The organism is Reyranella sp., from assembly GCF_004297405.1.
GTDB lineage: Bacteria > Pseudomonadota > Alphaproteobacteria > Reyranellales > Reyranellaceae > Reyranella.
In genome coordinates, this window is sequence record NZ_SCVC01000030.1 from 65595 (window position 1) to 76801 (window position 11207).

An 11207-nucleotide genomic window follows, 5' to 3' on the forward strand; every position below is an offset into this window, starting at 1 on the left:
TGGAGTGGCGCGCCCCCAGCGCCAGTTGCCAGCGTGCCAGCAACGGGACAAGCTTGGTGCGAGGGCGTGAGTGTCAAACGGGTATCAGCTTCTGACGAGGGAGTTGGCCATGCGTTTGTGGCACTGGATCCTGGGACTCTTCCGCGGACGGACGACCGAGCCGACCGCTGCCGATCTTGATGCGCAGCGCCGCGCGCATCTCGATGCAAGGGCTGCCGATGCCGCCCGCACCGCCGACGCACGGCTGCCGCCGCACAACACGACCCTGCCCTACTAGACGCGCGCCGCAGCAGGGCCGATCGCCGACAGGCTAGCCTTTCATCTCGGCCGGCATTGCCGCCATGTCGACCGATACCGCTTCGAACACATGACCATCGGGATCTTCGAAGGTCCGGTTGTAGAGCCAGCCCATGTCCATGCGTTCGCGGATATCTGCCTTGCCGCCGGCAGCCGCCGCTGCCTCGGCGATGGCGTCGACTTCCTCCCGGCTATCGCGCGACAAGGCAAGCAGCACCTCGCTCGTCTTATGGGCGTCGGCGATCTTCTTCGGCGTGAACGTCGCGAAATAGTCGTTGGACAACAAGTGGAACGTGATGGTGTCGGACCACACCATGCTCGACGCCTGATGGTCGCTGAACTGCTCGTTCTTCTCGCACCCGATCGCCTCGTAGAAGCGCGTCGCGACGGCCAGGTCCTTCACCGGCAGATTTACATAGATCGTCTTCGGCATTGTCGTTCTCCGTTGGATATCTGGTTTGGATATCTGGCTTGTCTGGCTTGGGTTTCCCTTCCACCGCTCAGAAGACCGGCGAAAGTGGCTCGAGGCCGAAGGCGGCGCGGCCCGCATCCTCCATGGCGGAACGCTGCAGCGTGATCTGGGCAATGGCGGCACGGACATCGCGCAGGGCACGCCCGAAGGGTTGCGATTCGAACAGGGCGTGCCCCCCGGCAGCGCGGCAGCACAGGTCGACCGCCTCGGCGCTCGCTTCGGCCGCCTGCACGCAGGCGCGCCGCGCGCGCTCGCGCTGCGCCGGCTCGATCTCGCGCCCGGCCAGGATGCTGCACCAGATCGCTTCTATCGCGTCGTCCAGGTAAAGCTTGGCCGACTCGACGAGCGCCTCGGCCTTGGCCACGGCATAGTGCGCGTACGCTTGCTGCCGAAGCGGATTGCCGCCGGAAGCCCCGCCCTTTGCCCGGCCCTTCACCACCGCAAGCTGCTTCAGGCCCTCGGTTGCGCCGTGACCGATGCCGAGCGCGACGCTCGCGACGGCCGAGCCGAAGAACGCGCCGGGAAGCCGGAAGACCGGTGCGGGGTGCTTCGGTTTGTCGAGGAATACCCGGAAGGTCATGTCGGACGGCACGAAGAGATCGTCGACCTCGTACTCGGTGCTGCCGGTCCCCCGCAGGCCGTTCGCATGCCAGGTGTCGAGCACGTGGAACGCCTCGCGCGGAGCGAGCGCTTGACGTATCTCGGGCGGCGTCTCGTCCGTCCCGTCCTGCGCAGCAACGCGGAAGCCGAAGACCATCCAGCGCGCCTGGGCTGCTCCGCTTGCCCAGCCCCAATGACCGCTGACCCGGTAACCTCCGTCGACGATTTCGCCGTGTCCGAAAGGCGCATAGGCGCCGGCGATGCAGGAAGACACATCGGCGACCATCGGACGGCTTCGCTCGACCGGGAGATAGCCGACATAGAGTCCACTGCCCGCGCCGATGGCAAGGTTCCAGGCGGTCGATCCGTCGACGCGGGCGACCTTCTCGACGAGATCGAGATAGTCGAGCGGGTCGACGTCTCCGCCGCCGAGGTCGCGCGGCAGGATCAGACGGTAGACGTCGTGGCGCTGAAAGGCTTCTGCGAGCGCCGGCGGCAGTTGCCGCAGCCGGTCTCCCTCGACCTTGTGCCGTGCGGCGAGACCCGCAATGTCGGCAACTATCGCCGCCGGAGCCGACCTTGCCGCAGCCGCTTCGCTTCCGATCGCGCGGTCCATCCTCGATTGTGCTCTCACGGTCGTCCTCGAACAGGTTCGCAGGCGGTCGTTCTGCCGAAATGAAGACATGCGCGCGGCTCCCATTTGGGAGCCATGCGCGAGGCGTCAGTGCACAGGGTTCACGAACGCGCTCAGAAGGAGTTGGACAAGATTGGCTTGACGATGGGTTTCGGTCTTGGCGAGAGCACGTTTCAAATGTTCGCGCACCGTCCCGAGACCGATCCCGAGTTTGCCTGCGATTTGCGCGGGACTGCGCCCTTGCGCCAACAACGTGGCGACCTGCACTTCGCGCGGCGCCAGGCGATAGGTTTCGGCCAGAGCGCGCGTATTGATGTCGGGCGGACGGCCGGGCTCGATCAGGAACACGGCGACCTGGTTTGCGGCCCCTCCTGCCCCGTCGAACCTTGCGTCACTCAACGGCATCACGAAGGCGGTCAGCGGCGGGCGCAGAGAGGGGCGCGAAAGGGGCAACGTGGTCTGCATCGCCGATGTTGCGGACCGGACGATCGTGCCGGTCGTGTCGCTCTGGGTCAGCTTCGTGGTGATGGTTGCCGCGGCGGCGATGATGCGCCGAAGTGCCCGGGTCTCTGCCGGCAAGGCGGCAGCAACTCCGCGCGCGCCGAGACGGAATCCATCGGCCTCGGCAGCAATCGCCTCGGCGCGCGCATTGGCGAACTGCGGACGTGCAGATGCGTCGGTCAGGACGATGCCGATATCGAGACGATCCAGCATCGCGTAGGCGCCGCGCGTGCGCGACTCGCCTTCGTCGAACTGGTGGCGCACACGCAGGGCCGTGACGAGATGCGGCACCAACACCTGCAGCGTCTTGATGCTTTCGGAGTCGAAATCGTCGCTGCCCAGCCGCCGACCGACCGCGATGAAGCCACGATGGGTCGTCGCATAGTCCAGTGCTGCCGTCGCGCTATGGAACGTGCCTGTCGGGCGAACGGTCTCGTTGTAGAAATCGCTGCGCGCAAAGGCCGTATCGGACATCACGGCCGAGCTTCGCCGAGCGATGCCCGGCCCAGGCGTATCCATCCACGGCGCCAGCATGCCGGCCTCGCATGCCGGTGCGAACGCGGCATGGATTTCCGGTGCATGACCGCAGCCGGAGGCGGACTTGACGCGCCCGGTGCGCAAGTCCTGCTCGAGGAAAAGCGTACTGTCGCCGCCAACCATCGAGACCACTGCGGGCAACGACTTCTTCCACGCGTCCGGCTCGAGAACCGCGTCGTAGAGCTTGCGGATGGCCTCGAGAATGAAGTCGCCCCTGTCCATATGCTCACGCCTTCCTTGATGTTCGGGCCTTGATGTTCAGGCCTTGCAGTGAGGCAGTAGACCGATCTACATATTATGTAGACCAGTTCTCATAGTCGGTCAATTCTGATAGAAAGCCCTCATGGCGAACGTGACGAAAGACCGGATGTTGCAGGCCGCGACGAGGCTCCTGCAGACGCGCGGCTACTACGGGACGGGACTGAATGACGTCCTCGCCGAAAGCGGCGCTCCCCGCGGTTCACTCTATTTCCACTTTCCCGGCGGCAAGGGGCAGCTTGCCCTGGAAGCCACACGAGCCGCGGTCGATGAAGTCACGCTGGCGACCGCCGCAACCATCGCCGAGGCCGAAACGCCGGGCGCCGCGCTCAGAACCATTGCCGACCGTATCGCCGAACTCATGAGAACCACGGACTACGAGCGGAGCTGTCCGATCTCGCCGCTCGTCCATGATGGAGCAAACGACCTGCCGGCCCTTCTCGATCTGTGCCGCGAGGCGTTCGACACCTGGATGGGCCTTATGGCGGAGATGCTTCAAAAATCGGGCCTGCCGCCTCACCGCGCCAGGACACTTTCGTTGCTGGCCCAGACGGTGTTCCAGGGTGGCGCCATCGTCTCGAGGAGCCACCATGATGAGCGGATGCTTCTCGATGCGATCGACGAGGTCGCTCGGCTGATCGACCGGGAAGTCGCCAGCGCTTCGCGCTAGCCGCGGCCATCTCGACAGGACAATCGAGACTCTGGCAAAACCGGACGGAGCCGATTCAGCAGACAGGAGCGAAGGTGGCTTGGCGACCATCCTCTTCTTCTGCTGTGGCGCTGCTCGTTGCCGCCGCCGCCGCTTCCGTGACGCTTGCCGGTGAAGCGAGCGCCCAGAGTGCCAAGCAGGAGCGCCCGATTCCCGCCACGCCGGCGGAGAGCATCACGGCCATCGAGAGCGCCTTCACCCTGCCGAAGCCGCCGCCCCTCACCCTGTTTCCGCACTTCCGCGAGCAGATGAAGGACCAGCCTGACTTCCTGCGCGACTCGAAGTTCGACATCAATTTCCGCAGCTACTATCGCGACGAGGCGACCCGCGGACCGGCCGCCTCGCCCATCAAGGAAGCCTGGGCGGCGGGCGGCTCCGTCTCGTTCGAGACCGGCCGGCTGTTCGACGTGCTGTCGCTGGGCGCCGTGCTCTACACCTCGCTGCCGATCTACGCGCCGGCGGATCGCGGCAACACCGGGCTGCTGCTCGACAACCAGCAGGGCTATGCCGCGCTCGGCCAGCTCTACGCCCGCGCGCGCCTGTTCGAGAACCACTACGCCACCGTCGGCCGCTACTACTACGACACGCCGTTCATCGGGCCGCACGACAACCGCATGTCGCCCAACACCTTCTACGGCTACACGCTGACCGGCACGTTCGGCGACCCCGACAGCGGTCGGCCGGCCTTCCACTATGGCGGCGGCTGGATCGGCGCGATCAAGCCGCAGGACGCCATCGACTTCCAGGGCATGGCGCGCGCGGCCGGCGCCAACGCCGACTACGGCACGGCGGTGCTGGGCGGCCGGCTGACCTGGGGCAAGGCCTCGATCGGCGCCATCGAGTACTACACGCAGGACACCATCAACATCTTCTATAGCGAGGCCAAGTACGGGCTGAGCCCGGCGCCGGATGTCCACCTCCTCGGCGCCGTGCAGTTCGCGGCTCAGAACAGCGTCGGCCAGAACCTGCTGAATGGCGGCACCTATTTCGCCACCAACCAGCTCGGCGCCAAGGTCGAGCTGGGTTACGACACGGCGATCCTCACGCTGGGCTACTCCGCCGTGAATCCGGGCTTCGCCATCCAGACGCCGTGGAGCGCAAACCCGTTTTACACCGATGCGCAGATCCAGGACTTCCAGCGCGCCGGCGAACAGGCCGTGATGGTCGGCGCATCGTACGTCTTCAAGCATCTCGGCCTGCCCGGTGTGGCGGCGTCGGTCTTCTACTTCAACGGCTGGACCGCCGCCCCCGCCGCCGGCGCGCCGCTGGTCGAGACCGAATGGGACTTCACCCTCGAATGGCGGCCGGAGTGGAAGCCGCTGAACGGCCTCTGGTTCCGCGCCCGCTACGGCACCAACTCGGTCTGGCAAGGCGGCAACCTCAACACGACCGAGGAAGTGCGGCTGATCCTGAACTACAAGGTCAAGCTCTACTGAGAGCCACCCGCGTCATGGCCAGCCCTCGTCACGGCCAAACAGGGACGCCGTCCAGGCCTGCGGTTTCCGGCAGGCCGCAGATCAGGTTCGCATTCTGCACCGCCTGGCCCGCGGCTCCCTTGCCGAGATTGTCGACCACGCCCATCGCGATCACCAGGTTGCGCTCCGGATCGGCCGCATAGCTGACAAAGGCGAGGTTCGAGCCGGTCGCCCATTTGGTCTGCGGCGGCCTGTCGGTCACGCGGATGAAGGCCCGCCCGGCGTAGAAGCGCCGGGCCGCGTCCAGGCACTGCTCCGTGGTGGCGCGGCCGCGGCAATAGATGGTCGCGAGAACGCCGCGGGTCATCGGCACCAGGTGCGGCGTGAACACCAGCCCGGCCGCGCTGCCGCCGCTCAGCCGCTCGATCGTCTTCGCCATCTCGGGCATGTGGGTGTGCTTGAGCAGACCGTAGGGCACCAGGTTCTCGTTGCTCTCGGCGTAGCCGAACTTGCTGTCGGCGCCGCCGCGGCCGGCACCGGAGATGCCGGTCTTGGCATCGATCACGATGTTGCCGGGCTCGATCAGCCTGTCAGCCAGCAGCGGCGCCAGCGCGGTCAGCACCGAAGCGGGGAAGCAGCCGGGGTTGGCAACGCGAGTCTGGCGCTCGATCTCTGCCGGCCAGACATCGGCCAGGCCATAGGCCCAGCCCTCGACGTAGCGGTGGTCGCCGCCGATATCGACGATCTTCACGTCCCGAGGCACGCGCGCCAGCGCCTCGGCCGAAGCGCCGGTGGGCAGCGACGCGAACAGCACGTCGAGCTTCGGCAGGGTCGCAGGGTCCCACTTCTCGATCACCAGGTCGGCCAGCCTGGCCGGCACACCCGGGAAGCGGTCCACCAGACGGCTGCCGGCGCTGCCTTCGCCTGCGGCGTAGACCAGCTCGAAGGAAGGGTGGCTCGCGACCAGGCGCATCGCCTCGCCGCCGCCAAAACCGCTGATGCCGACAATGCCGACGCGAATGCTCATGATGGTGTCCTTCCGTGGATGAGGTGGGGTTTGGGCAAAAGAAAACCCCCGAAGCCGAGGGCTGCGGGGGTTCAGGAACGCGGGCCGGAGCCGCTCCGGCGGGTGGGACCTACGGTGAGGCCATCACCACACGGACGGACGCCGAACGACGCGCAGCCTGAAGAGCCGCCGCTTGGGTGCAGCGGCGTCGGCGTCGGTCGCAAAGGGTCCGGTTCCTGAGCATGTGCTTCGACACTGTCGCTGCCCTCATTGATCGTCAAGGGCGAATGTTTGCTAGTCTCGCGTCCATGGCACTGATCTTCAGAACGGCTTCGAGCGAGGGCGCAGGTTTCTTGGGGGAAGACTTGGGATGAACACACCGAAGTCGAGAAAGCCGAGGCGCTACATTGCACCGGGGTTAAACGCCGATCCTGCAGACGAGGAGGGAAACTACGAACCGTCCATCCTTCAGCCATTCCTGGCCGAAGTCATGGGCAACATACTCACGCTGTGGCCTCACATCGAAGGGCACATGATCATAATCTTCAGCGAACTGATCGGCGCCGAGGATGTTGGAAACGCCCGCCTCATGTTTCGGAGCATCATCAACCAAAAAGCTCGTATCAGCGTCATGAAGGCGATGCTGGAGAAATCTCCCGACCACATCGAAACGAGCGACTGGTACGATCGCATCATCGATGAGTTTGCCGCGCTTAACCGGATCCGAAACATCTATGCCCATGGCCTGTGGTACACGCATAAGCAGACGCAGCGCCTCTACCTTGACGAGGAGACGGACAACTACGAGTCCCGCGGCCCGAGACGCGAGGTAAAGGTGGCAGAACTGCAAGCGCTGGCCGAAAGAATGTCAGCATTCGTCGATGCGCTAGAGGCACATTTCACGGAGAAGGGCTACCCGTCCGTGTCAGAGCCATCCTCTCAAATACAGCCTCAGCAATCATCCGCAGACGGCCCCGAGGAGCGCAATCCGGAAGACTCTCCTCCAGAACGCGGCCCCCCTCCTCGATCATCTCGAGACTGACTTCAATTTCCGACCTGTCATGCTTGCCGTGCCGGTTGCACTGGCGGGTGTTTTGTTTGCTAGTCTCGCGTCCATGGCACTGATCTTCAGAACGGCGATGCTTTCGGAGGGCAAAGAGGTCGCGCGCATCATAGGCGACGCCTTCACGCCCTATGTCCGCGCTTTGGGGCGCGAGTGGCCTGCCGAAGGAACGCCCGAGTATGCCGAGAGGTGGAAGCACTTCGTGGCGGAAATCGAGCGCGGCGACGTCTACGTTGCAGTGGAGGGTGATCCGGAGGGCGAGCGCATCGTCGGTGCCGCGCGGACGAAGCCGCAGGAGGAAGACCTCTACATCGACCAGATCGCCGTCGATCCGGCGCAGCAGGGCACCGGCGTCGGGAGCTGGATGCTGCAGCGCATCGACGAGCTGGCGCGAGCGCGCGGCCTGGGCGGCCTGTCGCTCATCACCGCCGAGATGGCCGTGGCCAACATTCGCCTCTACGAACGGCACGGCTTCGAGATCGTGCGCCGCGGCCTGGTCGACCACGGGCTCGACCCGCATCCCCGGGTCTACATGGTGAAGTCGTTTCGGGTCGTGGCGTCTAGCGCGGAGTAACCTCCGCGTTGGCGAGAAGCGCCCTCACCTCCGCCGCCGTCAGGTCCGCGGGATCGCATCCCTCGTAAGGCAGCTCGATGGGATGGAACCGTGTCCCGGGCAGCGCGCGTAAAAGCTTGTCGCGGGCGCGGGCACCGGCGGCGTCGCGGTCGAACATCGGCAGGATGGTCCGCACGCCGCGCAGCCGCGCGATCTTCGCCGGCCCGAGCGACGCGGTGAGCGGGCAGACGACGTTGCGCCAGACCTCGTAGACGCGCGCGAGATCGAACACCGATTCGACCACGACCAGCGGCCGTTCGGGATCGGCCCACGACTCGCCCAGCCAGACCTCGGGGCTGCAGCGACCGTCGAGCGTGTACATGAGATAGCGCAGGGTGACGTGATCGTGGATCGTGCGGCCGTGCAGCCCGCGCAGGCGGCCGTGATGGTCGCGCACGGGAAAGCAGAGGCGCTGGCGCAGCGGATCGAAGCGCAGGTCGAGCGCGCGCGCCACCTCATAGGGAACGCGGCGCGCGGCGAGATAGGGATGCACTTCGCCGTCTGCATGAGCGGGCTCGAACTCCGCGAGCCAGGACTCGGGGAACACGAAATCCTCGCGCTGCCCCCACGTTCGTTCGTCGAGCGAAGGTGTATGGCCGGCCGCCGGGCTCCCTGTTGCCAGCAATGCCAGCGCCGCCTTGAAGTCCGGACGCCGCCCGCTCGCCCTCTGCCGCTCGAGATGCCGCATCTCATAGAGAAGATCGAACGCCGTCCCATGCCACTGACAACTGAAGCAGTTGCAAAGACCGTCCTGAAGCTTGAGCCCAAAACTCCCCCGCCCCGACCCGTCGCGATGTCGCCAAGGTCCCAACGGACACGCCCCCGTCACCCATCCCGCCCGACGCGTCTGCGGCATCGCGAGCCCGAGACAGCGCAGGAAGCTCGTTGCCGTGTCGAGATTCATGGTGGGCTTCACTTGTTCTGTCGTCCTGAGCGCAGCGAAGGACCTCATCGCCGCCAGCCACGCACACGGCAAACGCCATGAGATCCTTCGCTACGCTCAGGATGACAAGGACGTGCGCGCCGCTAGGAAGACGCTCCCGTCACACCCGCTTGTGCAGCGTGATCGCCCGCGTCTCGCTGCGTGAGATGTCGAGCACCTGCTCCTTCTGATCGCCGGTCAGATGACGGTCGATGTCGGCGAGGTTCACCCGAGCGATGCGCAGGAACGTCTCGCTGCCGAGCAGCGCCGCCAGCCGCGGCATGTCCTTGACCGCGCGCACCGTCCGCCCCTCCGCCTCGACCTCGACGAAGAAGTGCCGGCCGTTCTTCACCGCGAGATCGTCGGCCACCAGCTTGTCGCGCACGACGCCGAGCCGGCTCTCGAAGTCGCGGATCAGCCGGCGCGCGCTCTCGACATGCTCCTGCAGGAGCCCAAGCGCATCGATTTCCTTGGCGAGGGTATCAGTCGTCCGGGGCACCGTGATCCTCCTTGATCGTGTGCGATGTGACGATGCCCAACGCTACGCAACGCGGAGGAGATGGCAAATTAATTCGCCAATGAGATGCTTTGAACTGCGTTTAGCGTTGTACAGACGATGCCCTCTCCTTCCGACGCCTAGGCAGCCGGTAACTCAGGACGAGAGAACTTCCGTCTCCAATTCATGCCCTTTCCATTGCCTTCCGACTGGACTCTGCGTGTGGAATCGAAGGCATACTCAACGCGGCATACAGTGCATGAGATGGTTGGTGCTTGGAAAACATTTGTCAGAAATACCGATCCAGCGATAGGTGCCAGTCAATCTCGTGAGCTGCTTGGGGCCACCTCAGTTGCACCTAGTCATCTTTGGAGTGATTTCGGCGTCTAATGATGATCAATCAGGGAGGATATGAATGGCTAACGTCATGGGAGGCATAAGCGCCTTTACTGGACTGATTGGAATGGCGCGAGGTCTGAAGGACATCAATGACGCAGTCGTCCGTAACGAAGCAATTTACGAACTGACGGGGAAGCTTCTTGACGCCCAACAGGAGTACGCGGAGCAGATTGAGAAAGTAAGGGCGTTAGAAGCAAAATTGGCCAGCTACGAAAACTGGGAAAGTGAAAAAGAGCGTTACGAGCTGACGGAAGATGAGTACTCGAAAGTCATAACATATAGCCTTAAGGAAGGAGCGCAGCCGTCAGAGCCCTCGCATTCCATATGTCCAGACTGCTACCAGCAACGGAAGAAGTCGATAATCCAACCTGAGCGCCGAGTTGGAGGAACCGAGACACTTGTGTGTCGTGTCTGCGGGTGGGAAGCCTTCAAGTCTGGCTTTGCCACAAGCAGAAACGCGAACTCGCGAAGGTGATCAGAACGCAACAAGGGGCTCAAGGGTTGCTCTGCGAGGTGATACGCGAAGCGGTACTATTCGAGATTCTTGGTGCCGGGCAATCGTCATCAACCTGACTGTTGCCAATGTCTTTCACAGCTAGCGACGGCTCATACCTAGAATGCTTGGCCTCGCTATCGAAGGGCGCGGGTGTGCCAGACTCCTCGCCGACCATGAGGGCGGCTTGCAATACTATGGTCCAAGACTCATGCTCTTCAAGCAAGCGGGAGTGGTGGGGCCAGGAAATGTTCAACATAAAAACCTCGCGGGATTTCTACAAGAAACTGCTCGAAGATTTCGCCGATCTTCAAGACAACCCGACGTCGGCGCGTATTGCAATCAACTGCTCCATCACCGCTTATCACATGCATGAATGGATATGGGGCGATTGGCTTAAGAGCGACCATGGGACGTGGAGGATTCTTGGTATCCGCGACAAGGTGACTTTTATTAACTGGCTAGACAGCAGCGCACCCTACTTTCAACTCATGCAGGACATCTGCAACGGGAGTAAGCATTTCGACCGCAGGACCAGTCAACAGACGAAAGTCGCGGGCGCCTTCGATAGCGCCGCCTTCGATAGATCAGCGTTCGATACTCAGCGTCTCGAGATCGAAGTACAACAAGATGATCTCAAGGCTTGGATTGCAGCGGAGATCGTGATCGAGAGCGTTGTCCAATTCTGGAGAGACTTCCTCCTGAAGCATAGTCCGTTCAAGGACAACATGCCGACTGCCCGAGTGCATTTCACCGACTTCAAGTCTTAGATATACCTTCGCAAAGTATGGC

14 protein-coding genes are annotated in these 11207 nt (G+C 63.7%); 7 read left to right on the top strand and 7 right to left on the bottom strand.

Features of this window, described 5'->3' with window-relative positions; all coding sequences use genetic code 11:
- The first annotated feature begins 109 nt into the window (after positions 1-109).
- Positions 110-277 carry a hypothetical protein gene (locus tag EPO50_RS17840; protein ID WP_296346351.1) on the top strand — a complete coding sequence of 56 codons (168 nt, stop codon included), beginning with the start codon at positions 110-112 and terminating at the stop codon, positions 275-277.
- A gap of 33 nt (positions 278-310) precedes the next feature.
- Here EPO50_RS17840 and EPO50_RS17845 read toward each other — a convergent pair whose 3' ends face one another.
- From EPO50_RS17845 to EPO50_RS17855, 3 genes are all read right to left on the bottom strand, one after another.
- On the bottom strand, positions 311-730 hold the full coding sequence (locus EPO50_RS17845; RefSeq protein WP_296346352.1) for a VOC family protein: 420 nt from the start codon (positions 728-730) through the stop codon (positions 311-313).
- Between the two features lie 67 nt (positions 731-797).
- Positions 798-1985 carry a hypothetical protein gene (locus EPO50_RS17850; RefSeq protein ID WP_296346353.1) on the bottom strand — a complete coding sequence of 396 codons (1188 nt, stop codon included), beginning with the start codon at positions 1983-1985 and terminating at the stop codon, positions 798-800.
- 105 nt (positions 1986-2090) lie between these two features.
- Positions 2091-3263 (bottom strand): helix-turn-helix transcriptional regulator, encoded by a 1173-nt coding sequence (locus EPO50_RS17855; protein ID WP_296346354.1) that lies wholly within the window; start codon positions 3261-3263, stop codon positions 2091-2093.
- Positions 3264-3384: 121 nt separating this feature from the next.
- Between EPO50_RS17855 and EPO50_RS17860 the strand changes: the two genes are divergently transcribed.
- Entirely contained in the window at positions 3385-3969 is a 585-nt protein-coding gene (locus EPO50_RS17860) for a TetR/AcrR family transcriptional regulator (protein WP_296346355.1), read from the top strand.
- Positions 3970-4043: 74 nt separating this feature from the next.
- Positions 4044-5444, top strand: coding sequence for an OprD family outer membrane porin (locus EPO50_RS17865; protein WP_296346356.1), 1401 nt, complete (start codon positions 4044-4046; stop codon positions 5442-5444).
- Between the two features lie 28 nt (positions 5445-5472).
- Here EPO50_RS17865 and argC read toward each other — a convergent pair whose 3' ends face one another.
- On the bottom strand, positions 5473-6450 hold the full coding sequence (gene argC / locus EPO50_RS17870; protein ID WP_296346357.1) for an N-acetyl-gamma-glutamyl-phosphate reductase: 978 nt from the start codon (positions 6448-6450) through the stop codon (positions 5473-5475).
- A gap of 349 nt (positions 6451-6799) precedes the next feature.
- On the opposite strand from argC, the gene EPO50_RS17875 reads away from it, so the two are divergent.
- Both EPO50_RS17875 and EPO50_RS17880 read left to right on the top strand, forming a co-directional pair.
- Positions 6800-7471, top strand: a complete 672-nt coding sequence (locus EPO50_RS17875) for a hypothetical protein (protein ID WP_296346358.1) — start codon at positions 6800-6802, stop codon at positions 7469-7471.
- A gap of 73 nt (positions 7472-7544) precedes the next feature.
- Complete coding sequence (locus EPO50_RS17880; RefSeq protein WP_296346359.1) at positions 7545-8066, top strand: GNAT family N-acetyltransferase; 522 nt, start codon at positions 7545-7547, stop codon at positions 8064-8066.
- On the opposite strand, the gene EPO50_RS17885 is transcribed toward EPO50_RS17880, so the two are convergent.
- Positions 8053-8793, bottom strand: a complete 741-nt coding sequence (locus EPO50_RS17885) for a hypothetical protein (RefSeq protein ID WP_296346360.1) — start codon at positions 8791-8793, stop codon at positions 8053-8055. The two genes, EPO50_RS17880 and EPO50_RS17885, sit on opposite strands and share 14 nt — an antisense overlap.
- Before the next feature lie 355 nt (positions 8794-9148).
- The gene (locus tag EPO50_RS17890; RefSeq protein WP_296346361.1) at positions 9149-9526 is read right to left on the bottom strand and encodes a hypothetical protein; all 378 of its coding nucleotides are present in this window, start codon (positions 9524-9526) and stop codon (positions 9149-9151) included.
- Positions 9527-9938: 412 nt separating this feature from the next.
- Between EPO50_RS17890 and EPO50_RS17895 the strand changes: the two genes are divergently transcribed.
- Complete coding sequence (locus EPO50_RS17895) at positions 9939-10397, top strand: hypothetical protein (protein ID WP_296346362.1); 459 nt, start codon at positions 9939-9941, stop codon at positions 10395-10397.
- 19 nt (positions 10398-10416) lie between these two features.
- Here the strand turns inward: EPO50_RS17895 and EPO50_RS31550 are convergent, their stop codons facing one another.
- On the bottom strand, positions 10417-10674 hold the full coding sequence (locus EPO50_RS31550) for a type II toxin-antitoxin system ParD family antitoxin (protein ID WP_367268051.1): 258 nt from the start codon (positions 10672-10674) through the stop codon (positions 10417-10419).
- Between EPO50_RS31550 and EPO50_RS17900 the strand changes: the two genes are divergently transcribed.
- The gene (locus EPO50_RS17900; RefSeq protein WP_296346363.1) at positions 10664-11185 is read left to right on the top strand and encodes a hypothetical protein; all 522 of its coding nucleotides are present in this window, start codon (positions 10664-10666) and stop codon (positions 11183-11185) included. The two genes, EPO50_RS31550 and EPO50_RS17900, sit on opposite strands and share 11 nt — an antisense overlap.
- The last annotated feature ends 22 nt before the right edge of the window (positions 11186-11207 follow it).